Genomic DNA, 26,693 nt, shown 5'->3' on the forward strand with positions numbered 1-26,693 from the left:
TTGAAATCAATCGATGATTTTCCAGCCGTGCTGCTCGGCCATACAGGTTAGCGCGGCCATGTCCTTCCTATCTTCTTCAACCATCCAGTCAATAAATCGCGTGACGGTGTCACCCTTGCTGATGGTTTGATAGTAATACTGCCAGGTGTTGTTGGTGACGATAGTCGCCCCGGTAGGCAGTTTCAAATAGCCTTGCTGCAATTCATGGACGACCAGCATCAGATCGGTAATGGTGACGCCCTGGCCCGCAAAGCAGGAAGTTAAAGCCATATCCAAGGTATTGAAGGTTAGACCGTCTTTTTTTATCTGATCGCTTCGCCCATTTCGGCTAAGCCACTCTCGCCAGTCAGATTGGTCGGGGGTCGGGTGTAATCGAGGGTAGTTAGTGATGAGCTTGTCCACATCGATTGGCTCGTCGGTTTTGGTCAAGAGTTCAGAATAGACGGGTGCCAAGTACTCTTTTCTGAGAAAAGTCGGCATGTTGCTGCTTTGATGGACTTCAGGGACGTTATATATCGCTATATCATAGTCATCCTCTTCTAAGTGTAAGAGTTCATTGTCATGTCCCATACTGGACGACAATATAATGTTGACATCTGGGTTGAGTGACTTAAAAGAATGCAAACGGGGAATCAGCCAACGTACAGCGAAACTCATTGCAACCTGCACTCGCAAAGTGCCCGTTTCCTTCGTTTTCAATTGGCGGATGGTTTGGTTTAGTTCGCTGTATTGGCGGGTAAGCAGCAGAGCGATTTCTTTTCCTTGGGCTGACAGCTCCAGTGAGCGGTGGTGGCGAATAAACAGTGAGAAACCAAGTTTATCCTCTAACTGTCTGATTTGCCTGCTGACCGCACTTTGCGTCACATTGAGTTCCTCTGCGGCAAGTGTAAAACTCAGGTGTCTTGCAGAGGCTTCAAATACTCTTAACCCATTTAAAGATGATGGAAGTAGGTTGTGTCTTTTCTTCATAGGCAATTGTGTTCGCCACGCGCGCGGCTCAGTTTGAGATAACTCTTGCATGAGTTTTATGAATGCTAAGGTACTATAAATGTCGTTTGAAACACAAACATGAAGATTTTACATTATCCCTATCTCTGCAGTTTGATGGCCGTTACGCACTTTAAACCTACATTTTCTGATCTAGGTTTTCTCAAATAGGTCGCCTTTACCGTCACTGCTGAAGATCCTTTCTGCTTTTCGATACTCTAGTGTCTTGTGGTGATAAATGAAAAAATTAATCAGCCTGGCTGTGCCGCTCATCATTTCACAGCTGGTTGCGCAATTATTGGTATTTACTGATGTTTGGATGATGGCCCAACTCAGTATCCTTGCTATTGCCGGCGGTGGCCTGGGAGCAGCTGTCTACTCAATCGTTTTTACTGTTGCGGGCAGTACCGTTGGATGTGTTGCGAATTTAATTGCTATCGCCTACGGCAAAAGAATAAAAGATATGGAGAAGGGTGACGCCGAAGTCAGTATTTCTCTCAAAAGTGGACTGTTGCTATCGGTTATCCTGACCGTGACGTTATTGCCCGTCTTCTTCTGGATGCACGACCTACTGCTCAAAGCCGGTCAAGATCCTGAAACCGTCGTGCTGGCGGTAGATTATCTCAATGCCTTGAAGTGGGCGATGCTGCCGACGTTGATTCTGTTGGTTCTGCGCAGCTTGGTTAGTGCGTTTGGTGACACCCGCTCGGTTATGGTGATGTCAATTGCCACTGTTATCCTTAATGTGCCGCTAAGCTACCTGATGGCGTTTCATTGGGATATGGGGTTGGCAGGCTTGGGTTACGGTACCGCACTGGCCGCCTTCGTTGTCATGCTAGGCTATGGCTATTGGGTCTTCACCCTTGATAAATACCGTCAATATAATCCATTTGCCAATTGGCAGGAGTATCGTTTGGGTATCCTGGTGCCGTTGTTGGCGATCGGGGTGCCTATAATGATTGCGACCCTGATGGAGCATGCTCTGTTTTCTAGCGCGGCACTGTTGGCGGGGACCTTGGGGGCCGTGTCGCTGGCTATTCACCAGATTGCAATGCAATGCTTGAATTTGTCGTGGAACGTAGCCTTTGGCCTGTCCCAGGCAGCTTCTATTTTGGTTAGCCAGCATGTCGGTCTGCAAGAACCTGGCATGGTAAAACGCTATGCCAAACAGGGTTTGTTGCTGGTAACAATCACCAGTGCTCTATTTGGGGTATTGTTGATTGCAAAACCAGAGTTCTTGACTGTTGTCTTCAATGTCGAAGGTGATGCATTGGCGGAAGAGTTAGTCACAGCATTGCCCAGTGTGATGATTATGGTTGCGGCTTGTTTTGTGGTTGATGCTTGGCAATTGTCTGCTATTAGTATTCTTCGCGGCATGAAAGTGGTGAAAGCCCCGACGGTAACGACTGGTATTGGCTACTGGCTCATTGGTCTGCCTTCTGCCTGGGTGTTGATGAACATGTTTGGTTTGGAAGGTGTTTGGGGTGGTTTGGCCGTTGGTTTGGCTGCTACGGGCTTAATGCTACTGTTCATCTTGTTGCGTGAACTTCACAAGCTTGAAGGACGTGAAGTGCAAAGCCACAAAACACAAAGTGCTGGGGCTATGTCATCTTAAAGGAATGATATCCCGTTGTTGATATTGAAATCGTACGGAAGCTTTCCGTACGATTTGCTGTGTCGGTGAACAAGGAGTATACTTTTTATGTACGGAGTGTTTCTGTACTGATGGAGGTGGATATGGCAACAGCACGTTTGGACTTGCGCCTGGATGAAGAAATTAAAGCCAAAGCTGAAAAGGCCTCGGCACTTTTGGGGCTGAAAAGTTTGACTGAGTACGTGGTCCGTCTGATGGATGAAGATGCCAGCCAGGTAATCGCTCAGCATGAAAGCATCACTGTTGATGGTGATGTATTTGATCGGTTCGTTGATGCTTGCGATAAGGCTAAATCACCGAATAAAGCTTTGCTCGATGCTGTGGATTTTGCAGATGAAAAGGGCTTTAAGTAAGTGAGTTGGGCCAAAGAGTTTATCGAGCTTGATAAAAAGCTGCATGACCGCGCGTCCTTTGACTGCGGTGAACCGGAACTAAATACCTTCATTCAGACTCAGGCGGCAAAACATATGCAGGCAGGTATCAGCCGTACCATGGTGCTACCTGCCTTACTTCCTCTACCCAATCAAAAACGGCCCATTTGTGCGTTCTATAGCATTGCGCCGAGCTCGATTTGTCGCGATACATTACCGGCGGCAATGGCTAAAAAGCTTCCCAAGTATCCGATTCCTGTTTTTTTGCTTGCTCAACTTGCCGTTCACCACGAATATCATGGCAATGGACTGGGTAAAGTGAGTTTAGTCAAGGCATTGAGATATCTTTGGCAAGTCAATGCTCATATGAGGGCGTATGCGATTGTCGTTGATTGTCTGAGCTCCGAAGCGGAATCCTTTTATACCAAATATGGCTTTGAAGTGCTTTGCGAGCACAACGGGCGGGTACGGATGTTTATACCGATGAAAACTGTCGGCCAGTTGTTTGAAGGGCGATAATTGAAAGAATCGAAAGCCGGAGTGAAACACTCCGGCTTTTTTGATCAACGCAGGCGGAAGACGTCAGTTTGCTTGTCACTTTGTACTTCGGCAAAGCTTCTGATGAATGGTCCCTGCTGGCGTACGGCTTCTGGCAGGCGGTCAATGACAGCTTTGGCTTCGTCTTTGGTTGCAAAATCGCCGTAAATGACAGCATACCAGCGACCGCTTGAACTTTTCTTCCAGTTCACCCAGATTGGCTGTTGGCCCTGGATGTGGTTGATATAGTTTCTGACATCGGCTTGGCGCTCTTCGGTCAGAGCGAGCACCTGAATGGTGAAACGCTCAGGGTTGAGGTGGCCGTAGGCTTCCTCTGTGGTCATCTGGCCTATACATTGGCTGTCAGTGTGCGTGTTTTCGGTGGTGGAACAGCCGGCTAAAAGAAGCACAGCCAAAACTGCAAAAATTTTTTGCATTAAAAACTCCTTGGTAATAACCCCATACCCAATTCATTGGATATATCTTTTAGTTTTTATAAACGACAATTTTACCAATAATGATGAGCGTTTGTTTGACAATACTCGTCGGTAAAAGCGTGTTTGCCGAAGATGGCAGCAAAAGTTGCTGATTTATTCGGCGTTGACGGAATAAGGCGCAGCGAAATATTGCCAGGTGATTGAAATTGTATAGAAAATAGCTCGTTTGTTGGTTCGGTCTTCAGTTACCTTGAAAGTTAACACTAAGGTGTGACTATTCTATCTATTTTTCAGTATACTGTATATACATACAGTTAACTGAGAACGATGGAGATGAAGCTATTTCCTTACTTTATTGAAGGGGTGAAGTGCGGCTTTCCGTCACCTGCTGACGGCCATCAAGAGGAGCTCGACCTAGAGAGCTATCTCATTAGAAACCCCAATGCCACTTTTTTCCTGCGGGCGTCTGGTGAATCCATGATAGGTGCCGGTATTTACGACGGTGACCTATTGGTCGTTGATCGGGCCGAGCCCGTTGCTCCCGGGCGAATTGTGATTGCCAGGATATATGATGAATTCACATGCAAGCGCCTGATGCGCCATGACCAAACATGGTGGTTGGTTGCCGAAAACCCGAGTTTCAAGCCTTTTCCCATGCCCGAAGATTCAGAAATTTTTGGGGTGGTAACGCGCAATGTGCATAACTTACTGGGGTGAACGATGGCGGCATTAGACGGATATCGTGATCAGGTGTGGGCGCTGGTTGATGCCAAAAGTTTCTACTGTGCCTGTGAACAGCTGTTTGACCCAAAGTTGGTGAATAAACCGCTTGTGGTGCTATCTAACAATGATGGGTGCTGTGTCGCGCTTTCTCCTGAGGCCAAAGCGCTCGGTATCAAGCGTGGTGCGCCGTGGTTCAAAATTGAACGCGAAGCCAGGAAGATGGGGGTTGAAGTCAGGAGTTCGAATTATACCCTGTATGCTGATATGAGCCGCCGCTTCATCGAAGAACTGCATCGCTTTTCGCCTCATGTTGAGCAGTACTCTATCGATGAAGCTTTTGTACGGCTGGACGGTTTCCAGCTCGATGGGTTGACCCATTATGGTAAGGAGATCCGCGACAGGATTTATCAGCATTTGGGGCTGCCGGTCAGGGTGGGTATTGGTTCGAGTCCAACATTAGCCAAACTTGGCAATCAGGCTGCCAAACAATACGAGCAAAGGGTGGATGGCGTTATTCAAATTGACAGCGAACAGCGTCGCCGCTGGTTGCTAGAAAGGTGCTGTGTGCAAGATATATGGGGGGTCGGAGCGAAGACCGCGACCCGGCTGCAAACCAGTGGTATCACTAATGCACTGCAATTAGCCGAACAGAATCCGGCCGATATGCGCCGATTGTGGAATGTCGGGCTTGCCCGAACTGTGCTTGAGCTTCAAGGTGTTGCTTGTATTGACCCCGGCGACATAGACGAGAAGCGTAAGCAGATTTTATCGAGCCGCAGTTTTGGTGTTGACCTAAGCGATCTCGACGATTTGAAATCGGCTCTTGCATTTCATTGCCAGCGGGCTGGCGAGAAGCTTCGGCGTCAACATAGCCAAGCTGGTGTGGTTGGTGTTTTTCTTCGTACCAATCGCTATAAAGATTTGCCGCAGCATAATGTTAGTTGTGCGAGAGAGTTGCTGTGCCCGAGTCAGGACAGTTATAAATTTCTCGATATTGCGTTGCAGCAACTGGAGTCTATTTACCGACCGGGTTACGCCTACCAGAAGATCGGGGTGATCCTAGAGGGCTTAAGCGACGCCAACAATGATCAGTTCCAGTTTGATATGTTTGATGACAGTGCACTCGAAGAGATGAAGCGGCGTGATCTCATGGTTATTACCGATCAGATGAATGCTAAATTCAAAAATGGTGTAAAGCCGGCTTCTGTGATTGGCTCTACCAATTGGCACATGCGCCAAGCATTTAGATCAAACCGCTGGACGACACGGCTGGACGAGCTACAGGTCGCCAAGTGTTAATGGCGTACCATATAACAAAACTGTATGTCATAGAGTGAAAGCGAATTTCTGGATTTAACCAATTGGTTAATAATTACCTTCATTGAAACAGGAAGGTATGAGGTTGCGGATGTTTGTATGGATAGGCTTAGTATGTGGCATTCTGATCGCCTCATCGTATACCTCTGGGCTGGTAAGCGCAGTATTAGACCTTGCCGCATTTGTCATTATTTTAGGCCTAGGTGTACGCAGGGTAAGGCAAGGTAAAGTGGATAAAAAGGGAAGTGTGCGTCAGTTGAAGGCTGAGGCGGATAGCTCGGGCTTTATTGAAGAAGTGAAGCAGATTAACAGTGCGACAGACCGGCTGGACATTACACCGTAACGTATTGTGGCAAGCGACTAAAAAACAGCCCCTTAAAGTGAATAAGGGGCTGTATTGTTTGTGTGATACCGAAAATTAGCCAGCAAGCTGGATATAGGCCAGTGAGCCTCCACCGATACATAGCCATAGCAGCACACCCAGTAACAACGGCTGGATACCTGCGGCTCGAAGCTTCTGGATGGTGATCCCTGAACCGATCAGGAACAGACACACCACCAGGATACGTTTGGATACCGAGAATATTGCCGAATACATCGGTTGAAAACCAGGTAGTAGGTAGGCAATGCCAATTGCCAAGCAATAGAACACAATAAAGAAAGGCACACCGATTTTTTTACTGTTACCCTTGAACATCAGAGCGCTGAGGAAGGCAATTGGAATGATCCATAGCGCACGGGCAAGCTTCAACGTGGTTGCTGTTTTCAGTGCCTCGTCCCCGTAGGCACCAGCAGCACCCACAACCGACGATGTATCATGAATTGCAATTGCTGCCCATGTGCCGAAAGCATGTTGGCTCATTTCCAAGTAATGGCCAATGACAGGGAAGATAAACAATGCAATCGCATTCAGGACAAAAACCGTGGCCAGTGCTAAAGAGGTTTGGTCGTCTTTGGCATTAATGGCCGGTGCAACCGCCGCAATAGCACTGCCGCCGCAGATGGCTGTGCCTGAGGCAATAAGGTGACCCGTTTTCTGTTCTATACGCAGTAATTTAGTGAGTACATAGCCCAGTAGCAAAGTACAAAAGATCGAGGCAATGATAAGGCCCAGGCCTTGTTTGCTTGCTTCTATTGCCTGATCTAGCTGGATACCAAAACCAAGTCCAATGATGGAGTAAGAGAGGAGTTTCTTAGTCAGTGCAGCCAAATTAAATTGTGTTGGGACCAAACCGAAAGTGGCAAGGGTGAAGCCTAGCACCAGGGCAACCGGAGAGCTGACAACCGGTAGCAAGCATAGCAATGCCACTGCGATGAAAAGGCCATCGGTCTTGGATAGTTTATTTAAAAGAGAGAATTTAGCAGACATTGGTTATACAGATGAACAAAACTTGGCAGGAGTATATGCGTAAAGAGTAGTAAGGATAATTATAATATTTTGATGCCAGGGTTAAGATCTACTTAACATATGGTTATGCAGTATTGAACCGATAGCGGTTAAATGTAGCAATCCTGTCCAGGTCATTTTTTAATCCACCTGCCAGATGGATCCTGATAATAATGACCAGGTGCGGTTTTATCGACGGCTTTTTTGTGGGCGATATGGCCAACTTCCTTGACGGTGAGCCCGTGTGAGACGGCAATTCTTTTGAAAGTATTTGTTCTGCGTGTATTCACCTCGGAAACCAAACTTTTTACCTGCGGTGACGGGCGGGCAGTAATAGGGGCGATAAGTCCAGTGTTTGCTTCACCAACAAGTCCTTGATCCTTGGCTTGCTGAAGATCGAGAGCAAATGCACTAAATGTCAGGAAGACGGAAAGTAAGAACAGCAGTTTTCGCGTCATGGCATACTCCCTGCCAGCTTAAAAGACATCATCATCATTAAACAGCTCATCGATTTCCTTATCAACTTTAATACGAATTTCGTGTTCTATCTTGACATTCAAATTAACTTCTATTGGCTTATCAGAGGCAGTGACTTGTACCGTTGGGGTACAGCCAGATAGTGCCATAAGCGACATGACCGAAAACAGGGCGATAAAAAATGGTATATAAAACAGCTTAAGTTGGATATCCATTGGTTACAACCTTTTGTGGACCCTTACCTTTGACCTCGCTTTAGCTCAAAGGCGTGTCCAACTAAGTGATTTTGAGTTCAAGCGCAAAAATGCTACTTATCCACACCAATCTGCTTTAAGAACATGTTTTCCAGCTTTTTTGAATTAATCATGTTAAGTGTTTTTAGTAGTGCTGGAATATTTTCTTCTATGCTGAGATTCAGATTAATGGGTCGCCCGGATAAAACATCTGGGTTTCGCCCTTTAAAATGTGATCTAGCACTTAGCTGTCCTTCTTTAGAATAGTCTAGATTAACGATTAGCGAGTGGTAGTTATAATTTTTGAGAATCGTACTCACAACTAACAAACTATTTTCACCCGCGGCCTCTACGTTTTGATCGATACGGGATCCCTCCTTGTACTTGAGGATCCCGCCCGGGTATCGAGCGTGCAGTTTTCCACCTGCTATTATTGGTGCGCTATCCTTTATTCCAAATGGCAGCAGACCGTCGATAACTCCGGACATCTCGATATCATCAGCCGCAACAGCCTCAATGAGTTTTGGCAATTTTATGCCATGGACCTGGATGGGCACGGTGGGAATATTGGACAGGGAGTCGCTGGCGATGTCGTGAATACTGATGTCCCCACCCAGCAAATAAGCTTTGCCCCTATAGAGTTTGTAATATGGTTTTTGGCTGTCGAACTCCAGCATGGCATACAGGTTTTCCAATAGTATTCCTGCGTGCAGGTAGCTGACATGAAGGCTGATAGGTTGACGTGACCGGACACCGTGATTGGAGATGTCTATAGACAGGGAGACATTGAGATCGGCGAAATGAATATCATGGACATAACCACTTAAATTGTGGGTAAACAGGCTGATCTGACCTGACCATTGATCGCCACGGACCGTGAGATTCGCTTCGAAGCCAAGTGAACCCGAGTGTATATCATGATCCAAGGGCAATTTGGGCAGGTAATGCTTTTTCAAAGATTGCTTGCTGGAAAATGGAATATCATTACGGTGTAACTCTATGTTGGCTTGTTGCTGAGGTATCAGATATTCAATGGTATAGACAAACAGTTTGGTATGGCGCTTGTTTAAGATTTCGCCTTTGAAGCTCGACCTCACTGGATCTACAGTCAGTACACCATTAGTCATTAAACCGGGCAGGCGCTGATTATTTTGATTGACCGTGATGCTGGCTTGATAGTCGGTGGTGAGAAGAAACTCAGCCGAGTGCTCAGGCTTGATTGCTAGTTTTAAATCCAGCTTTGAGAGCACCGCTGACAGCTGACCGCTATAACGTTGCACGGGTAATTGGTTAATATTTTCTTTTTGCCTCATGGCTGTAATTTCAGCTTCAGAGGTACCTTCTGGGGTGATCAACTTAAGTGCAGCAAGGTTGTCGGCATTAACTCTGATCGGGTGGTTAACGTCCGTAGAAATAAAAAAACCCGTGGTTTTGTCAAGTTTGAAATCTTGCTTGATGGTTACCATCTGAGCTTCTATCGTGATGTTTTCGGCATCAGCTTCGAGCCATTCACCACTGTGCTCAATGCGTATTTTATCGATGATGAGCTGGGAATCATTGAGCTGGAATTCAATTTGCTCACCAGACCAATTGCCTTCAATCACCGACTGGATTCGACTGTTATGGATACTCACCGCAGGGGTCGGAAATAACTGTGGAACTAACGCGTTAATTATGCTTTTTGCGTGACACTGTATCGTTTCGTTGCTGTCGATAAAGGGTATGAGGCAGTGGAGGGCCGAGAAATCAAGCTTCAAGTTATAGCCTAGTTTGTCATTACGGAAGTGGAGTTGTTCAGTGCTTTTGTCCAGTCCTAAAGCAATACTGCCATCACGGTAGTCGGCATTGAATGTCAGAGTGCCATCGGTGTTGAGCTCAAGTACAGCAAGGGATGATTTCGATGTCGCATTTTGGGCCAATAATGGATGCTCGAAGGCAAAGCGATTGAGCTCGACATTGACCTGCTCAGGTAGAGCGACGTCGATGGTATAACGGACGTGCTCGACATCATGGAAATGGAGAGGGTCACTTTTGTTTTCGGGGCTGTCATTCTTGAAAGTCAGTGCTCTTTGACTGGCAGAGATTATGATAGGCTTTGTTAATTTTGCGCTTGGTATATCGTAAAGCTTGAGCCTGTCGGTGAGATCCCGGGTGTGTTTGAAGTTTGCCTCACACCGAAATGTTTTGGGTAACGGGCTAATGAAGCTGATGTCGGCGTTACAATCTAGCTGGTTGCCTCTTGGACCGATAACAGTACCGGTGAACTCTGCCTCTTCGAGAGTACGGTGCTTGATAATTACATCAATATCGTAAGGTTGTTCTGGTCCCAGAGCCTTGCCGATCAACCGTAGCTCGGCTTGTTTATCAGGCCTGTTGTGCCGAACCCTGGGAGTGTCCAATACCAGTTTGGCATCAATGATCAGGTTACCGTAGGTGAAGTGGCTGACCTTTAGGTGCTTTAATGGGAGCTGCGCCAAATTCGCAATGGCATGGCCTAAATGCAAGCCCTCATGGGCGTCGTCGGGTTTTTCCAGAAACTCAGGCAGCTCTGTCGGCTGGGCAAAGCGTAATACGTCGGCCTGCAAGCGCATACTCTGGCTTGGTTGGTTGAGGTCGACAGTCAATGCGATATCATGGCCTGTCTGTTGAAATTTATCTATTTCCGTTTGCCATAGCGGTGTCAGGGCGTCGAGATGGACGGCCAAGGGAGTTTTACCATTTTGCCAACTCAGTGAAAAATGCCCTTTGCTTAACTCGATCGGATAGCTGTTTTGGCCAATATCCTGGGGCAGAAAGATGTTGAGTTTGGCGGCATCGATGATCCCGGTAAGCGTGACGAATGGTTCTGTGGTAAGGACCAGCTGTAAATTGTTTACTAGCTGCGGCATGCGACTGCCTACTGTGTTTTCGAGGGTGACTGAAGCCTGCTGGCTATGTGCACTGAACACATATGGCGCTGAAAGATCTGTTAAGTTAAAAGTGGTGTTGCTGAAGTGAATGTCATTAATAATGAGGCCGTGGGGCTTAAGTGCATGTTGAATTTCGGGAGCTAACCGGACAACTGTATGCGGCGACAGCAAGCGCCAAGACGATGTTGAAATGGCACTTTGGTCATCTGAAAAGTGCTCGAGAGTGAGTTTCCTGATGGTAATCGCTGTTTTGTTTACGGCGATCGAGACCCTATCAATTTGAATGCGCTTGCCAATGTGAATGCCGGAAATCGCATTGATCTCTATCCCTTTCGAAGCCAGCCAAGGAGGGATGAAAACGGCAAGGATGACAATTGTGAAGACAAGGAAAAACACGCCATAGGTCAACAGTCGGACATAGCGGTAGCGGCTGCGCTTCGAGGGCGGCGTTGTGTTTTTTTTGCCTACAGCGTTATTCATATAGGATTGAAATTCTAACCAGCAAAAATGGGTTCGTGGCTATTTATAAGCATAAACGCTAGCTTGAAGCTTGGGAGAAATATTGTATAAATCAACTACTTCAACCAGAATTCAAGGCTGGATGATTCTACTGAATTGTGGTGATGGTTCTTAGCCAGGATAAAATAGTGTCATGTTCTGAAGTTGCTGAATTGCTGTGATTTTTTTATTGTTTTTTTGCGCGGGTTTACCTGATATCACAAAAGTGCAATAGGGGTGGTTTGCTACTATTCACTAAGTCTTGGTCTTGTAATGGCGTAATCATCTTATTGATGGTTTTGGCCAGGTTGAATGTTTGTGACAAACCTGAGACAAAATGAGGCTATCTCATAAAAAATCATCAGGATGTGATTATGTCTGACACAACTCCAATACAACCGAACTCCTCAGGCCCCTTGCCATTACACCGACTTATTCGTTCATTAGGCCCTGGCATAATGATGGCAACGGCAGCCGTCGGCGGTTCCCACTTAGTGGCATCGACCAAAGCCGGTGCAATATATGGATGGCAGCTTGCCGCTCTGATTTTGCTGGTAAACCTTTTGAAATATCCATTTTTTCGTGCCGGCGTTCAGTACACTATGGGGACAGGCAATAGTTTGGTTCAAGGTTATGATGGTATGGGCCGCGGCTATTTATGGGTGTTTACCGCGTTAAGCTTGATTTCTGGCGTCGTCAACACAGCCGCATTATTATTGTTCAGTGCCAGCCTGTTGGGGTACTTCTTACCGTTTAGCTTATCTCTGCCTGTATTGTCCGGCATAGTGGTTGTCGCTTGTTTGGTTATCTTGATGGCTGGCCACTATAAGGCGTTGGACAGCCTGTCAAAGGTCATCATGTCAGTGCTGGTCATAGCCACGCTATCAGCCGTGGTTATTGCTGCGGGAAAGGGGAGTGTGGCACCGGCTGATTTCCAAGCACCCTCAGCTTGGTCGCTGGCGGCTATTGGCTTTATTGTTGTAATGATGGGCTGGATGCCTGCGCCCATTGAAATTTCATGTCTAACATCGCTGTGGCTAAAGAGCCAACGAAAAGAACAACAGGTCACACCCGAGTCAGCGTTGTTTGATTTCAACGTCGGTTATATCGGTACGGCTATCCTGGCAATTGTCTTTCTCTCTCTCGGGGCGCTGGTATTGCATGGCAGCGGCACAGAGCTAAAAGCATCAGGTATTGGTTTTTCACATCAATTAGTCAGTATGTACGCATCAACGATCGGTGAGTGGTCGCGTTACTTGATCGCGGTTGTGGCTTTCTTCTGTATCTTTGGTAGTACCATTACCGTGATTGACGGTTATGCCCGTTCTCTGGCCGAAGCTCAGTCACTGCTTCAATCCAAACCGGTTGGTCAGCGTGCATTCCATAACGGCTGGATGTTGTTTACCGCGGCCTCTGCCATGGGGATCATCTTGTTCTTCAGCTCAGCGCTAATGCCAATGCTTGATTTTGCTATGGTAATGGCTTTTATGACGACGCCAATTTTTGCTTTGCTTAACTACCAATTGGTTTCTAAAACTGATTTGCCCAAAGCTTTACAATGGTCTAAATCGATGAAAGTGTTGTCATGGGTTGGCCTGAGCTATTTGTTTGGCTTCCTTGCTGTGTTTGTCTGGTGGAAGTGGCTGATGTAAAAAAAAGCCGGATACCGACAGGACGAAGGTATCCGGCAGATTCCACGTTGGCTTTTGGGGGGGCGGCTTGTTTACAAAGAAAAAGCCGCCCAGTTATAGTTATTAAAATTCAGGTTGTTTTGCTGTAAATACGGTCTTAGCCAACTAACGCAGGATCACTCAATTCCTCATTACCTACACTTGCATTGGACAAGCCCTTTTTCTTTGGGACGGTTAACTCGTGATTAATCTGTTCAATCGCGTCGATAAGTGCATCATGAACCATGTCAGATTGCCCAGCCTCTAGTGCATGTAATGCGCGAAATAATGTTTTCTGTAGCTCGGTGACTTGCTCATTGGCATGATCCAACTCAATTGATTCGAGTGAAATGAGGTCATTAATGTGCTTTGCTGAACCCGCTTGAGAAACTGAAAGTTGGCTAGAGATGATTTGGGAGGTGCATAACTTTAAGTAAGAGAGGGTTTGGGTTAGCGACTGCGAGGGTTTGTCCATCCGAAAACTCCTTGAGATTTCACTATGCTAAAACGGTTAAGGCATAATGATGTCCGTTATTGATAAGCAATAATTTGCACAAAATGGTTGTTGGCTTGTTACTTAACGTTTAATCACAATCTAAAGCAGTGTGAAATGTAAGAACTTGGCTCAGATCAAATTGAGTGTAAACAAAGAGTTATGTTGATTTTGTTTCAGTCATTTTTATGACTAACTTATCACGTTGGTATGAAAATTTACCGGGGATATACAAAATATTTTGAATGGTTATTCTGTGGCGTGAATAATGCGTGTTATTGGAATCGGATCTAACCCCAAGCTGTTTCATTATCTTGGGGCTATGTAAATGATCTACTCTTTAAGCCTGGTTTAGCTGTACTTAGAATGACGCCAGGTATTTGGCAATCTGGAGGATATCTTCATCGCTATAGTGTTCCATTGCTACTTCCATTGGGACAAATAACCCGTTTTTCCGCTTCTTGAGCTTGTAGTCTTGCATCTGGTTAATCAGATACATTTCCATCTGCCCGCCAATCTTCGGGTACATCGGCATGACCGGCTCGTTACCGGTCTCCCCATGACAAGTTGCACAGCCGCCCTTACCTGGTGAGAGGTATAATTGCCTACCGGATTCTGTTTCCACAGAAGCGAATGCCGAAACTGAAAGGCAAGTTATGGCTGCCACCACTACTTTCTTCATTGTGTATTCTCCTTGCTTAAGCATTGCAGCCAGTGTCTGATGAACTCGGCTTCTTGGTTGATATACCCGGAGTAGCGATACACTATTCGGTTGCCAATCACCACAAAACTGGCGGGTAACCCTTGAAAGCCAAGTTGTTGCAGCAAAGCCAAATCGGGTTCTATTGTCTTCGGTAGATGTTTGATCTGTAACTGTTTGAATCTAACGTCGACACTATCCGGAACATCACCCAGGTGGATGGTATCGATAGCATAGGTATTACTATTGGCAATACTGTCCAGCATCGGCAGCTCTTTTAGGCAAGGCGGGCACCATACGGCCCACAAATTGACCAGTGTGACAGGCTTAGTATTGCTTTCCCATCTTTGCGAGCCATCCGTTGCGATAAAGCCGTCTGGAGCTGGGCACTGGCTGGCGTTGGCTATCGCGGTTAGCACTAGCGAGCCGAACAAAAAGGCAATTTTATTCATCGAGGTGCCTTTTTAAGCTCTGGCCAATCTTGACGCCGCCCACGCCGTATCCGTATACATCGATCAGCTCGCGATCTGGGCCATAGAAATAGATGTACGCGGAGTGGAACACTTCGTAGTGGTTCGGCAAAGGGGGATAAATCGGTTTCCCCTCCAGTGAATAGCCAAAAGTGGCTTTTAGGCTTCTGGCCGCAGCTCGTGTTTGCTCGAAACTACCGACCAAGCCGACCATTTTGGGATCGAAGTATTTGACATACAGATCCATGTTTTCGACGGTATCACGTTTGGGATCCACGGAGATGAAAATAGGCACGACCGCGTTTTTTTTGTCACCCAATGTATGGACGGCTGTTGCCAAGTCAATCACGGTGGTGGGGCAAATATCTGGGCAACTGGTGTAACCGACGCCTATCAGCAGGTACTTATCGGGCCAGTTTTTTTCAGTAACGGTGCCAAGGTCATGCTCTTGTAGTTCGAACGTGAGTGGCTTTGCCACAGCAACCGGGGGCAGCATGCCTAGTGTTAATAGGGTAAGAACAAAATAGGAAACGAGTAAACGCATACCTGCTCCTTAGTGACAAATGGTGTTGGTGATCCCCATAACAATATGCTGGGGCTGTTTAAGACCGGTGTTAATAGCCGGCAGCAGTTTGTTTTGGCGTATATCGTAGATAAACAAATCACTGCTGTTTTGTTGGGTCGCAAACAGGGTTTTGGAATCAGAAACGACCACGACCTCGTTGAGGGGATGTTTAAGGGCAAGTGAGGTCGCTTTGTTTGCTTTGGTTAGCTCAAAGATGTTTAGCGATTTTTCGCTTTCGACAATCCCAATGGTTTCTAACCAGCCGGTGCGAATCGATTTGGGCGCCTGCTTGAATTGGAAATTATTCACTGTTTCTCCAGACCAAGTGTTGACGATCTGGGCTAGGCCATTGTCATCGACAAATATCATGTGTTCGGAATCAGAGCTGACGTAAGGGCGCCAGGGCTTGGCTGTCATCGGGTACGATTTATAGGGTGCCTCGTTAAAGAGATCCCATACGAAAACGGAGTTGGTTGAATGGTCCGAGACCAGGGCCAGCCGCGCATCAGGTGAAAGAGTCAGTGCCGATACGTTGCCTTCTCCCAGCTGAATGTGGGTCTGTTGGCCGTCGTGGTTTCTGTAAATCAGTGTGTTACCTGTTTTGGCTTCGGTGATGTACAGGTTATAGCCACCATTGTCAAAGTTCATGCTAAATGGTGACTTGATGCCTTCAATTGAGGCAACATATTCCTGTTTCAATGGCTTGATGATGTCAATGCGATCTTGGCTTGCAACGGCCAATTGCGCACCATCCGAATGGAAAACGATCGAGTGGGGCACCCGTTCTAAAGCCATTTCACTGTGGGTGTGCGTTATCAAATCATAGCTAAAGACTTTATTACTGACGCCATCGATATAAACCAGTACATCTTGCACGTCAGAAACTACAAGTTCGGTGGGTACCGCTTTGAGTTCAAGTCTGTCCGCCAACTGATATTTGAATGTATCAACGACGGCAATGTGTTTTGAATCGGCTTCAGAGATGAATGCCCAACGGGCACCGTCGTCATAGCGAGGCAGTTCTGCATTGCTACAAACAGCGAATACGGCTAGAAAACACAATGTAAGCTTGCGCATTAATAAGGTCATGGTAGAGCTCCTGAACCTAAGGTTGGCAAAAAGCCACCCAAGCTGGGTGGCCTGAGTCGGTTAAGGGGTGCGAACACAACGGCTGTAGAATTCCGTGTCTTTTTGCATCCCCAGGCCCGAACCGATCATATAGCCTTGCGCCCATGCTTCGTTGTCGGTGGTATTGCGCAGATCAAGCTGTTCGGGAGATTGATCTTTCTTGCGTAACCCCAGTGGACGAACGTGCAGGGTCGGGCCGGCAACATCGGAGGTGCTGGTCCAGAAAAAATATTTCACCGGGGTATCCGGGAAAAACTCTTCGTCGATTGACGGTGATGTTTTGTTGTAGTTGACGATAGAAACAGCTTCTTTGATATTTGGCAGGCGCCAGTCGTCATAGCCTGCCAGCTCGAGGTTGTTGCAGTACTGCAGTGAGTCTTCCCAGTTTCTGCGGGTATAGTCTATTTTCTGTTGCCACATACGGTTAGTGACTTGTTCTGTAACCGTACCATCAGCGTTGTCGACGTAACTCATGTTGTGATATGCCGCACCGTTGTCGGCGCGAACGCAGCGTACCAGCTTGGTAGACGCCGTGTGCTGGCCCATAATATGGGCGTCGGGGAAACCAATGTGCCAAGCGTGATCGGGATGATCACTGACAGGGAAGGTCCAGATCCCCGAGTTCTGTCGTGGCATATTCAAGAATGCATCCATATCAATAGCAGGGCGGAAGTTACCCATATCAGCGATACTTTGTAGCTCTTTCATCAGCGGGAAGCGCCAGTCGGTATAGCCGTCGAGTTCCAGGTTGTCACAATACTGCTGGCCTTCAACCGCTGTCATCCAAATGCGCGAGGCATCACGCTCCCACATGAGCTTGGTGTTGTTATCTAGGGTCACCTTGCCAGATTTACTGATCGTATAACTGAGCGGGTTTTGAGGGTTATCAGAGTCCTCGTTCGGAATATCGGTGAACTGCTGGATTTGACCGGTATCTGGTAGCTTAAACCCTTCTGGGGCAGGCATGCCGATGCCGGTGATGAACTCACGGCGCTCGATCAGTTTTACTTCCTGGCCGGTGACATAGGCAATGATGTCTTTGTAGTCATCCTCTGAGTACATTTTGGCAAATGGCACCATCATTGGTGCATTGCGGTTGATTCGCTTGCCATCGCGGTAAGAATTCATCTGTTCAAACAGATAAGTCGGCATCTGGCCTTTGAGTGGTGGATAGGCTGCTTGAGTGCTTGCCCCCTGGTCGCCATGACACATCTTACAAGATTGGTCGTATTTTTCTTTGCCGCGCTGGAAGGCCTCGCTCTCAAGTACATGATCCATTGGGTTATACTTCATGGTGCGAGTGCTTAACACGATTGCGGTATTGGCCATATCTCTCGGGCTGTTCGCGTACACGATTTCTTTCATTTGTGAGGCAATTCCCGAGTGGCGCTCGTTATCCATGTCCACCCATTGATCGAAGAAGTACTGTGGATCAAACCCCTCGATTTTTGGGCTCAGGGTCTCCGGCACTTCTTCTTTTGCAGGACGGTGGCAACCGAGGTAGCAACCGAAAATAATCCGGTTAGCGATTTGTTTTTCTTCGGCTGTTAAATCGGCAATAGTTCGATTGATGGTATAGTCCTCGTAGCCATTGTCGATATCTTCTGCGGCCAGTAGTGCTGGCGAGCTCAGCAAGCCAGAGGCGATACTGAGAGAAAGCAGAGTCAAAGATTTCATTTATAGGCCTCCTACTGCCGCTAGTTCGCGGATTTTTTCTTCTTCACGTAGACGCATGTTGCGTTTCAAATTCGGGTGGGCGATGTCGAAGTGACAGCTAGAGCATTGGTAATCTGTGTCAGTGTCACGGTTGGCAAAAGCCATCTGGTGTACCTGATCGGAAACTGCAGATTGTTCATCGGCTATAGAGGCCCGATGTTCTAAAGTGCGGTGACAGTTTTCACAACCGGAATCGAAAACAAATTCTGTACGCTTTTCATGGTTAGCCTGGTAATCAAGGGCATCCATTCCCTTTACATATTCACCCCACAGATGGCGCATGCCCGATGTCCCTTTGACGTAGAGCTGTTCAACAACATTGGACTTGGGTAAGTGGCAATCAACACACTCTGCGACAAAACCCTGGGAGTTATTACCGCCATGAATACTTTGCTCGAAGGTTTCTGCCATAGGTTGCATGGTATGGCATGAGCCACAAAATTCGTTGGTACTGAATGCATGTAGCACTTCAGTCGCTGGGAGGGCGAATAGCAAGCCTAGGCCTGTACCGGCCAAGGCAATGACGGCAATAACCGAGCGCTTCACTTGTTTGATTTGCTGAATTATTTTCATTGCGCCCTCAATTAAAGTTGGTTTGCTTTAACAACGCTGGCTTCGCACTGGGCGTCAGCGAGATAGGTTAGCCATATGTTGACAGGGTAGCTTTCGCCAGCAACGGGACGCTTTTTCAGATCCATCAACATAAAGTGCAAGCCACCTCTTTTGAGCACGGTTTTCCCATCCTTCTCCAGGAACAGTTTCGGGATACGTTGCATTTTCATAACGCCATCCTTCATTTCTGTTTTATGGATCTGCACATTGTCAGTTAATGCCGATATGTCCCCGCCGAGAATAGCCTCTGGAGAGGGCAAGCGAAGCGCTTTCACTTCTTCATTAACGGAATAGTCAGCGGTGAAAAAAAGGGCGGTGCGATTAACATTGGGTGCTGGCTCTACGATAACGCAGTCGCGGATGGTGACATCAGCTTGAGCGCATAGCGTTGTGAGCAGTCCTAGGCTAGCAATGAGTTTTTTCATAAAAGCTCCTTAAAAGTGAAAGTTCAGGCCGATGTTGATGCGATCGTTTTTGCTGTCTTCTGCGTACTCCGCTAGCTCAACAAAGGTGGTGAAATGTTTGTCGAACGCATAGCTGGCGTTCGCTAGGTAGAGGGTTTCGTTATTTTGGCTAGCATCGTCATAATCCTTGAATTGGGCTCCCAGCTTGAAGGTCACGTTATTGAGCTGATACTTGGTGGATAAGCCATAGACATTGCTGTCACCCGCAGGGTCGTCTTGGTTTAATTCAACCAAGCCAGCGAGATAGAAGTCTTTGAGTTGGTATGAGGAGACAAATGCGTAGCGGACATAGTCCTCGGTCGCATTGGCTGGAAGCTGCTTGTGGTGGGTGGATGCTCTATTTAAAGTCGCATTAAAGTTGCCCTTGTTATAAATCAGGCGTAAGCCGTAGACATCGACATTGTTGCCATTGCTGTCATTCGGGCTGATGATGGCTCCCTTAAATTGCAGCCCGTTCCAAATCGGTGTCCCGTAAGCAATTTGGTTGGTACCGTACACCCCCTGGCGATAGAGAGTTGAACCGCTCCAACGTTTCATATTGTTACTGTCAAAGATATCGACTTTTGAATACAAATCCTTGTAGGTACCGACGGTGCCATTGCCGAAATACAGAGAGCCAAGAGAGTGGTTAAGCAAAATGAGATTGGCTTCGCTCAGGCGGATGTCAAAATCTCGGTCTTGTTCTGTTTTTGCCGTTAGATCCCGGCCGTATTCCGCCTCAATGTTGTAGCGAATCCGGACTAAATCTGTTCGGTGGTGCCCAAGCAGGCCGAGTTGAACGCTCTGAATTTCAGATTGATAGTCTTTGTTGTCCTCCCATTTTATTTGGCCCAGAACATTGCCGTAGACCGACGGTGGTACAAACTCGCTGGCTAAAGCCGGCGTCGACAGCACGGCCATTGCACAGTAGAGCACTTTAGTTTTTACATCCATGAAATACTTACTCGAAAGGGTTAGATATGAAGAATTGTGTTGAATTATATCGAGTTGTTTTTTTTGCAATACGCAGGTCCGTAATGACTGCTATTCATAAAATGAATAGCGCATACGAGATCAAAAAAGGGGCAGGTTTTTCTGCTAATTAAGTGATGCACCGAGAATATTGAGGTGATAGTCAGTAAAATTCGATTGCACGGATGATAGGTACTTAACGCGAGGATTTAATGGATATTGAAGCGGTTAAAATGTTTGCCTTGCTGGCAAAAAAGCTCAATTACACGGAAACTGCTAAGGCGCTGGATGTGAGCCAGCCGACATTAAGCCGAAAGATTAAAGCGCTGGAACAAGACTTAAATGTCACATTGGTACACCGGCGGGGCAACAATATTAGCTTAACTCCGCAAGGGGAGGCATTTCTTGAGTCGGCAACAAAGATCCTCGATCTGATAGACCATACTGTCGAGCAACTGCATGTTGAAAGAAAGGGAATTAGTGGCCAGCTTCGAATTGGTTGCCTTCATCCTATGGCGCGCTTTCTGACCAAGTTTTTCCTACCGAGTTTTCATGAAAAGCACCCAAATATCCATATACACTTCCATACCTTGACACCCTGCACATTGACCTTGTTTGAGGACGTGGATTTGATGATTGCCCCGTTTTGGCTAAGCGATGAAAGTGTAGTTTGCCGAAAAGTGTCAACCTTTGTGCGCTGCTGTTACGCTTCACCGGCGTACTTGAAAAAGCAGGGGGTGCCGCAATTTGTCCATGATCTCGAGTTACACCAGTGTATTACCCAAACCAATACGCCGAACGTAGAACGTTATTGGAATTTGCAAAACCGTGACGGTAATAAAAGGCAAGTCGAAGTCTCTGGCGACATGACGACCAACTCGATTGATATCGCGATAAATCTAGCTCTGGGAGGTTTCGGGATTGGGTTGATACCGGCCAACCAGGTTCGAGAATATGTTGAGAGTGGTGAACTGGTTCGTTTGTTTGATGGTAACTGGTTCGAACAAGGAGAGTTGTTCATACTCTACAAGCAGAGTCTGCATACACCACAACGCTATAAAGTGTTCATCGAAGAGTTCGAGGCTTTTCACTACCAGTGGGGCTCTGGCTTGCACAATCTCGAATAACTATCTGGCATGTTAACCAATTATTTATGGATTTGCTTGCAAAGGATAGTTAAGGTGAATTCCTAGAAAGGGTAAGTTGGTTTCCGTAGTGATTTTTAAGACCGCAAGGAGAAAAGGTGAATAAGCTATTGTCTTTTGAAGCTTTGATGGTGCTCGATGCTATTGAGCGACGGGGAAGTTTCGCAGCAGCATCGGAAGAGCTAGGCAGAGCGCCTTCATCTTTGAGCTATCAGGTGCAGAAACTGGAGCAAGATTTAGATTTGGTTATTTTTGATCGCTCTGGTCATAAAGCCGTCTTTACCAAAGCGGGTCATCTTCTCCTCGAGAGGGGGCGTATGTTATTGACTGCCGCCGATGAAATGATCGCCGATGCCAGTGCACTGGCGCATGGTTGGGAGCTCGATATTACCATTGCCTACGATGGCCTGGTGAAGGTGGACACGTTTTTTCCGCTGGTGGATGGCTTGGCCCAGCAAAGCAAGACGCGAATTCGCTTCCAGGAAGAAATTTTGGCGGGCTGCTGGGAAGCGCTAGCGCAAGACCGTGCTGATATCCTCGTTGCTCCGGCCCCGAGCGTGGCACCACCGGAAGTCAAAACCCAGAGTCTGGGAACCATGGATGTTATTTGGCTGGCACACCCAGATCATCCCATTCATAAACATAAATACCCGCTGGATCCGCTTATTCGCAAACAATATCGCGGTATTGCCGTTGCTGATACGGCACGTAATCTACCGCCTATGACCTATAACATTCTCGATGATCAACCTTTGCTAACGGTTGGCTCAATGCATGACAAGTTACAAGCATTGAAGGCCGGGCTAGGTATCGCGACGATGTCGTATTGCCATGCTCAAGATGCCATAGAAAGTGGGGAGCTGGTGGTTATTGGAGATGATCCCGTCCAGGAGCTTGAATTGGTGATAGCTTGGAATCGTAGCCGAATGGGGAAAGCGAAGTCTTGGTGCATACAGCATATTACCTCGCTGTGGAATAAACAGGCTAACCACTAGTTGTTAGCCTGCCGCTGTCAGTGGTTTACTGCCTCTATTATTTAAGTGGCAGCAACATTTCAACGATACCGTCCTCCATTTGGATATCTATCTCGAAACCCACCTTTTGTGCCAGCATGACCATGCCTCGGTTAGAGGGCATGGTCATACCGGTAATGCGCTTTAGGCCCGCTTCTCGGCAATAGCGGATGATCTTATTCATTAATATACTACCCAGCCCGATCCCTTTGAGATCTGAACGCACAAGGATAGCAAATTCGGCTTCGATATTTTCTGGATCAGATAGAGCTCGTGTTACCCCTATTATTGACTCTTCCAATTTACCATTTTCATTTGTCGACGCCTTTACGGCAACAAAAGCCATTTCACGGTCGTAATCAATTTGCGTTAAGTTAGCCAATGCTTCATGGTTAAACTCACCAACATCAGAGAAGAAGCGCTTATACAGATCTTCAACAGAAACCTTGGCGATAAAATCGGCATGCTGAGGCTCATCTTCTGGCAGGATCGGTCGCAGCAATATCCGCTCGCCATTTTTGAGCGCAACTTCTTCCTCAAGCTCTTTGGGATAAGGGCGAATTGCTAGCTGTTTCTGGCGGTTACCCTCAAAATGGCGAATTGTCATCGAAGCGTCAATAACAGTCATTTCGTCGCCTGTCGCCAGCAACGGGTGTATATCGAAAGACTCTATCTCCGGGCAATCGATAATTAACTGAGAGGTTTTCACCAGCAGTCTGCACAGCGCGGGGATATCGATTTTGTCCGGTAGATTTCGCTGGGTAATTTTCCCTGTTTTAATGGCATTGATAACCATATAGCGGGCTAGCGCCATATTTAAAGGCGGGATGCCGACGGCGGCATTCTTATGAATGTCCCAATCTCCAGTATCTTCACCCAATAATATAACCGGACCAAAAATACTGTCGTGGTGAACCGATAACCGAAGTTCTTGTGAACCGGCGCGCTTGGCCATTCGCTGTACCAACAGACCGTCAATTCTGGCTTTCGGGTAGTCAAGCGATACACGGTCAAGAATCGCCTGTGCACCGTTGGCGACTTCCTCCGCGGTGCGTAAGTAAAGTAATACACCATGGACCTCAGACTTATGAGGAATATCGGGGGAGCGTAACTTTACTGCAACCGGGTAACCGATTTGGTTGGCAATATGGGCCGCTTCTGCAGGATCACTGGCGATCCAAGTAGGGAGAGTCTTAAAACCATAGGCTTCCAGAACCGGCCTGACATCATGAGTTTCAAGCTGGGTGACACCCTGAGCAAGCAGGTGGTTGACGACATCATGTACGTGACGCGGATTGGCCTTTGTCTCACCATACGAGACGGGGGTTTCCATCAGCTGCTTTTGGTTCCTGCGGTACTCAACCAAATGCATGAAGGCTGAAACTGCACTTTCTGGCGTGCGGTAAGCGGGATAACCCGCTTGGGTGAAAATCTTGCGTGATACGACCGCTTCATCTTCACCGGCCCAGTTAGTCAATATATTAAACTTTCGAGTCCTTGGATGGGCATTGAGCACTTCAACCAATCGTTGGGCGGTTTCGTTACCTTGAGCAATCGCAGAAGGTGAGTGCATGATCAATAAGGCGTCAAAGTCATCGCTGTCCAGAAGGATTTTGACTGCCTGTTCATAGCGGCTGATATCTGCATCACCGATGATGTCGATGGGGTTGGCCTTGGACCAGCACGAAGGCAATATGGCGGAGAGTTTGCTGGTGGTTTCGTCGCTTAATTGGGCAAGTTTCCCCCCCCGGTCAGCTAACGCATCAACGGCCATTATCGCAGGGCCACCGCCGTTGGTTAAAATGGCCAAGCGTTCACCACGCAGAGGCACTGAATGGGCAAGGGTTTCAACAGCAGCGAAAAGCTCGTGAGTGTTGTTGACTCGTAACATCCCTGAGCGACGTATGGCGGCGTCGTAAACGGCATCGAGTCCTGCTGGAGAGCCAGTATGTAAAAAGGCTGCAGCACTACCGGCAGGTGTTCTGCCACTTTTAACAACCAGGATCCTCCGGTTACGGGCAGCGGCCCGGGCTGCCGACATAAACCGTCTTGCATCTTTTACCGAGTCGATGTAAAGAAGGATGGCCTCGGTCTTACTGTCTCGGCACAGGTTATCAAGCAGTTCTGCAAAATTGATATCACAGGCATCACCCAGTGAGAGGAAAGTAGAAAAGCCAACATTTTTATTTTTTGCCCAATCCAAGATAGTGGTACATACCGCTGCCGACTGCGAAATAAAGGCAATATTTCCTTTGTTGGCCGGAATCGGCGAAAAAGAGGCATTGAGGTTAATCCATGGCAGGATAAGCCCCATGCTATTAGGACCGACCAATCGCATATTAAACTGGCTGGCCACGGTGAACATACGCTGCTCTTCTGTTTCACCATCAGTCACGATATTGGACATGCCTGCCGCGAGGACGATGGCAACCTTTACGCCTTTTTCTCCTAACTGTCTGATAACTTCAACATTACGGTGGGCATTGGTACAGACGATGGCTAAATCTGGAACACGAGGAAGGCTCTCTATAGTCGGATAAGCCAGGACACCAGCTACCGCATCGTACTTTGGGGTGACAGGCATGATAGGCCCATGGAAAGAACCTGACAATAGGTTGCGGATGACCACATTACCGGCCCGTTTGGGATTATCCGAGGCACCGATCACGGCGATTGACTTAGGTTTGAGCAGTTTGTCTAGTCCATCCATATCACACTCATTCGGCCAATGCTTTTCACTGAGTGTAACCGAAGCGACGGTGAGTTTCTGGCTAAAGTGTATGAGCTGTGATCAAAACCTATTATCAATAGATTAGGCAGGGCAGGTTAGAGTGGCAGGTCCTTTGCCACATGATTAATACGTTGGTGGGAGACAGTTAAATTTGGTACTTCGTTTTATCACCGATATCGTAGTGCATAGGCATTCGCCATTTAGAAAATGCCGCAACGGCAAGCAGGATGGCTCCCGTCATGCTAAATGCGATACTGATTTGGTTTTGGTCAAGTATCAAACAAAACCAGAAGCCAGCTAGAGCCAGAGGGGTTAACAACAACGGTTTTATTTGGAAACAAAAGTACTCTTTTATTGCAAGGGCGCTGAAAGAAAATAGCGCAGCCCCCAAAGCCAGTGGAGCCCAAAGTCCTGCCAGTAACCAGGTAACAGCGAAAAGGGCGCTGCCGAGGATTAGCCAACGGAAGCGTTTATCGTAGATGTGTACTGTCGTGGTAGCCAGAATGGCGGCAATAACAAGCGCCGTCGTGCCGGTTTCAACTTCCCAGGCCAGAATAGACAGAATTACGGCTGAGGCAGAAAGAGCAGTGCGATAAAGGATGACAGTTAACTTATCCAGAAGATCTAAATCACACTGAATATGAGTATCGGCCATGATGGACTCCAAAAATAAAAAAATGCAGTAATATTTTACCTTTAAATCCTGTGATGAAGGGCAGATAGTTATTGATCTATCTTAATCTTAGGCTTGAATGGTTGAATTTCCGACGGCAAAATGGCATAAGATTTTTTGTCTGGCAGAGAAATAATGAAAAAACTAGCCGTATTAGCCGTTGTTGCGGCGATTTCAGGGTGTGCTTCGGATTCAGGAAATACTGAAATAATCAGTTCATCAAAGCAGGAAATATATCATCAAGAGCAGCTGGAGTCTGAAACTCTTGCGAACTTGGCTGACTCAACCCTGTCCGATGAAGGGCGCGGTCCAGACCAAGCGACAGCCGCGGATATTATTAAAAAAGCAGCCGAAGAGGATAAAGCTGCGCAGCCACAATTAGCCAAGTCTGGCTACTCTATCCAGGTATTGGCACTGAGCCACAACAAAGGCTTCACTTCATATATGAATAAGCTGCCTTCCGATAAGCCTGTTTGGACTAATAAGAAGGAGCTCAATGGTATCCCTTGGTATACCTTGCTTTACGGGCAGTTTGAGACCAGAGAGCAAGCTCGTCAGGCACTGGATGCGCTACCCAATAACGTAAAAACGTACGGTCCTTTCATCCGTAGCTTGGACGAGGTGAAGGCCTCTCCAAGCCCTAAACTGACTCGCCTCAACTAGTGATAATGAGTTTATAAAGCAGCCACTTGGCTGCTTTTTTTATGGTGCGCCGAGCATGGCGTTGTTCTAGGAGGTGAAAGTCCTCTACGGGCTCAGTCGAGCGAGAACCGTTAGCCTATGCAAGGGTGTCCACCGTGAGGTGGGATCTGAAGGAAGCAAACGGCAAAAC

General features: G+C 47.2%; 27 protein-coding genes. 10 read left to right on the forward strand and 17 right to left on the reverse strand.

Going from position 1 to position 26,693, the window contains the following annotated elements:
* Window positions 1-6 precede the first annotated feature (6 nt).
* A complete protein-coding gene (locus C9J03_RS07640) occupies window positions 7-1,020 on the reverse strand; it encodes a LysR family transcriptional regulator (protein ID WP_338064692.1) in 1,014 nt (337 codons plus the stop codon).
* A gap of 205 nt (window positions 1,021-1,225) precedes the next feature.
* Between C9J03_RS07640 and C9J03_RS07645 the strand changes: the two genes are divergently transcribed.
* The 3 genes from C9J03_RS07645 to C9J03_RS07655 all read left to right on the forward strand — a co-directional run bounded on the left by C9J03_RS07645 (window position 1,226) and on the right by C9J03_RS07655 (window position 3,531).
* Window positions 1,226-2,602 (forward strand): MATE family efflux transporter, encoded by a 1,377-nt coding sequence (locus C9J03_RS07645; protein ID WP_044621085.1) that lies wholly within the window; start codon window positions 1,226-1,228, stop codon window positions 2,600-2,602.
* A 122-nt stretch (window positions 2,603-2,724) separates the two neighbouring features.
* The gene (locus C9J03_RS07650) at window positions 2,725-2,994 is read left to right on the forward strand and encodes a type II toxin-antitoxin system TacA family antitoxin (RefSeq protein ID WP_044621903.1); all 270 of its coding nucleotides are present in this window, start codon (window positions 2,725-2,727) and stop codon (window positions 2,992-2,994) included.
* Window positions 2,995-3,531: a GNAT family N-acetyltransferase gene (locus tag C9J03_RS07655; RefSeq protein ID WP_044621084.1), complete on the forward strand. Its 537-nt coding sequence runs from the start codon at window positions 2,995-2,997 to the stop codon at window positions 3,529-3,531.
* A gap of 44 nt (window positions 3,532-3,575) precedes the next feature.
* Here C9J03_RS07655 and C9J03_RS07660 read toward each other — a convergent pair whose 3' ends face one another.
* Complete coding sequence (locus tag C9J03_RS07660; protein WP_044621083.1) at window positions 3,576-3,986, reverse strand: SPOR domain-containing protein; 411 nt, start codon at window positions 3,984-3,986, stop codon at window positions 3,576-3,578.
* A 333-nt stretch (window positions 3,987-4,319) separates the two neighbouring features.
* Here C9J03_RS07660 and C9J03_RS07665 point away from each other — a divergent pair, with 333 nt between their 5' ends.
* The 3 genes from C9J03_RS07665 (at window position 4,320) to C9J03_RS07675 (ending at window position 6,369) form a co-directional block, all read left to right on the forward strand.
* Window positions 4,320-4,703, forward strand: a complete 384-nt coding sequence (locus C9J03_RS07665; RefSeq protein ID WP_044621082.1) for a LexA family protein — start codon at window positions 4,320-4,322, stop codon at window positions 4,701-4,703.
* Window positions 4,704-4,706: 3 nt separating this feature from the next.
* On the forward strand, window positions 4,707-6,008 hold the full coding sequence (locus C9J03_RS07670; protein ID WP_044621081.1) for a Y-family DNA polymerase: 1,302 nt from the start codon (window positions 4,707-4,709) through the stop codon (window positions 6,006-6,008).
* Between the two features lie 109 nt (window positions 6,009-6,117).
* Complete coding sequence (locus C9J03_RS07675; protein WP_146149068.1) at window positions 6,118-6,369, forward strand: hypothetical protein; 252 nt, start codon at window positions 6,118-6,120, stop codon at window positions 6,367-6,369.
* Window positions 6,370-6,444: 75 nt separating this feature from the next.
* Here the strand turns inward: C9J03_RS07675 and C9J03_RS07680 are convergent, their stop codons facing one another.
* The 4 genes from C9J03_RS07680 to C9J03_RS07695 all read right to left on the reverse strand — a co-directional run bounded on the left by C9J03_RS07680 (window position 6,445) and on the right by C9J03_RS07695 (window position 11,512).
* A complete protein-coding gene (locus C9J03_RS07680) occupies window positions 6,445-7,395 on the reverse strand; it encodes a YeiH family protein (protein WP_044621079.1) in 951 nt (316 codons plus the stop codon).
* 152 nt (window positions 7,396-7,547) lie between these two features.
* Window positions 7,548-7,871, reverse strand: coding sequence for a YdbL family probable chaperone protein (locus tag C9J03_RS07685; RefSeq protein WP_044621078.1), 324 nt, complete (start codon window positions 7,869-7,871; stop codon window positions 7,548-7,550).
* Between the two features lie 18 nt (window positions 7,872-7,889).
* Window positions 7,890-8,105, reverse strand: a complete 216-nt coding sequence (locus C9J03_RS07690; protein WP_044621077.1) for a YnbE family lipoprotein — start codon at window positions 8,103-8,105, stop codon at window positions 7,890-7,892.
* Window positions 8,106-8,197: 92 nt separating this feature from the next.
* The gene (locus C9J03_RS07695) at window positions 8,198-11,512 is read right to left on the reverse strand and encodes an intermembrane phospholipid transport protein YdbH family protein (RefSeq protein WP_044621076.1); all 3,315 of its coding nucleotides are present in this window, start codon (window positions 11,510-11,512) and stop codon (window positions 8,198-8,200) included.
* Window positions 11,513-11,904: 392 nt separating this feature from the next.
* On the opposite strand from C9J03_RS07695, the gene C9J03_RS07700 reads away from it, so the two are divergent.
* Window positions 11,905-13,182: an NRAMP family divalent metal transporter gene (locus C9J03_RS07700; RefSeq protein ID WP_044621075.1), complete on the forward strand. Its 1,278-nt coding sequence runs from the start codon at window positions 11,905-11,907 to the stop codon at window positions 13,180-13,182.
* A gap of 136 nt (window positions 13,183-13,318) precedes the next feature.
* Here C9J03_RS07700 and C9J03_RS07705 read toward each other — a convergent pair whose 3' ends face one another.
* From C9J03_RS07705 to C9J03_RS07745, 9 genes are all read right to left on the reverse strand, one after another.
* A complete protein-coding gene (locus tag C9J03_RS07705) occupies window positions 13,319-13,675 on the reverse strand; it encodes a hypothetical protein (RefSeq protein ID WP_044621074.1) in 357 nt (118 codons plus the stop codon).
* A gap of 379 nt (window positions 13,676-14,054) precedes the next feature.
* Window positions 14,055-14,375, reverse strand: coding sequence for a c-type cytochrome (locus C9J03_RS07710; protein WP_052829614.1), 321 nt, complete (start codon window positions 14,373-14,375; stop codon window positions 14,055-14,057).
* Window positions 14,372-14,845: a TlpA family protein disulfide reductase gene (locus C9J03_RS07715; RefSeq protein ID WP_044621073.1), complete on the reverse strand. Its 474-nt coding sequence runs from the start codon at window positions 14,843-14,845 to the stop codon at window positions 14,372-14,374. The genes C9J03_RS07710 and C9J03_RS07715 overlap by 4 nt, the downstream gene beginning before the upstream one ends.
* Complete coding sequence (locus tag C9J03_RS07720) at window positions 14,838-15,407, reverse strand: SCO family protein (protein WP_052829613.1); 570 nt, start codon at window positions 15,405-15,407, stop codon at window positions 14,838-14,840. The genes C9J03_RS07715 and C9J03_RS07720 overlap by 8 nt, the downstream gene beginning before the upstream one ends.
* A 9-nt stretch (window positions 15,408-15,416) precedes the next feature.
* On the reverse strand, window positions 15,417-16,517 hold the full coding sequence (locus C9J03_RS07725; protein WP_231580633.1) for a YncE family protein: 1,101 nt from the start codon (window positions 16,515-16,517) through the stop codon (window positions 15,417-15,419).
* 60 nt (window positions 16,518-16,577) lie between these two features.
* Window positions 16,578-18,233, reverse strand: coding sequence for an Lcl domain-containing protein (locus C9J03_RS07730; RefSeq protein WP_044621072.1), 1,656 nt, complete (start codon window positions 18,231-18,233; stop codon window positions 16,578-16,580).
* Complete coding sequence (locus tag C9J03_RS07735; RefSeq protein WP_044621071.1) at window positions 18,234-18,845, reverse strand: cytochrome c3 family protein; 612 nt, start codon at window positions 18,843-18,845, stop codon at window positions 18,234-18,236.
* Between the two features lie 11 nt (window positions 18,846-18,856).
* Window positions 18,857-19,309: a copper chaperone PCu(A)C gene (locus tag C9J03_RS07740; protein ID WP_039457070.1), complete on the reverse strand. Its 453-nt coding sequence runs from the start codon at window positions 19,307-19,309 to the stop codon at window positions 18,857-18,859.
* Window positions 19,310-19,318: 9 nt separating this feature from the next.
* Window positions 19,319-20,281, reverse strand: a complete 963-nt coding sequence (locus C9J03_RS07745; protein WP_044621070.1) for a porin — start codon at window positions 20,279-20,281, stop codon at window positions 19,319-19,321.
* A gap of 230 nt (window positions 20,282-20,511) precedes the next feature.
* On the opposite strand from C9J03_RS07745, the gene C9J03_RS07750 reads away from it, so the two are divergent.
* A complete protein-coding gene (locus C9J03_RS07750) occupies window positions 20,512-21,426 on the forward strand; it encodes a LysR family transcriptional regulator (protein ID WP_039457075.1) in 915 nt (304 codons plus the stop codon).
* Window positions 21,427-21,542: 116 nt separating this feature from the next.
* Window positions 21,543-22,439 carry a LysR family transcriptional regulator gene (locus C9J03_RS07755; protein WP_082060473.1) on the forward strand — a complete coding sequence of 299 codons (897 nt, stop codon included), beginning with the start codon at window positions 21,543-21,545 and terminating at the stop codon, window positions 22,437-22,439.
* A gap of 37 nt (window positions 22,440-22,476) precedes the next feature.
* Here C9J03_RS07755 and C9J03_RS07760 read toward each other — a convergent pair whose 3' ends face one another.
* Window positions 22,477-25,167, reverse strand: coding sequence for a bifunctional acetate--CoA ligase family protein/GNAT family N-acetyltransferase (locus C9J03_RS07760; RefSeq protein ID WP_044621069.1), 2,691 nt, complete (start codon window positions 25,165-25,167; stop codon window positions 22,477-22,479).
* Window positions 25,168-25,333: 166 nt separating this feature from the next.
* Complete coding sequence (locus C9J03_RS07765; protein ID WP_044621068.1) at window positions 25,334-25,843, reverse strand: DUF2301 domain-containing membrane protein; 510 nt, start codon at window positions 25,841-25,843, stop codon at window positions 25,334-25,336.
* Between the two features lie 153 nt (window positions 25,844-25,996).
* Here C9J03_RS07765 and C9J03_RS07770 point away from each other — a divergent pair, with 153 nt between their 5' ends.
* Window positions 25,997-26,524: an SPOR domain-containing protein gene (locus tag C9J03_RS07770; protein WP_044621067.1), complete on the forward strand. Its 528-nt coding sequence runs from the start codon at window positions 25,997-25,999 to the stop codon at window positions 26,522-26,524.
* The last annotated feature ends 169 nt before the right edge of the window (window positions 26,525-26,693 follow it).

This window comes from Photobacterium gaetbulicola (genome assembly GCF_003025515.1).
In the GTDB taxonomy this organism is placed as follows: domain Bacteria; phylum Pseudomonadota; class Gammaproteobacteria; order Enterobacterales; family Vibrionaceae; genus Photobacterium; species Photobacterium gaetbulicola.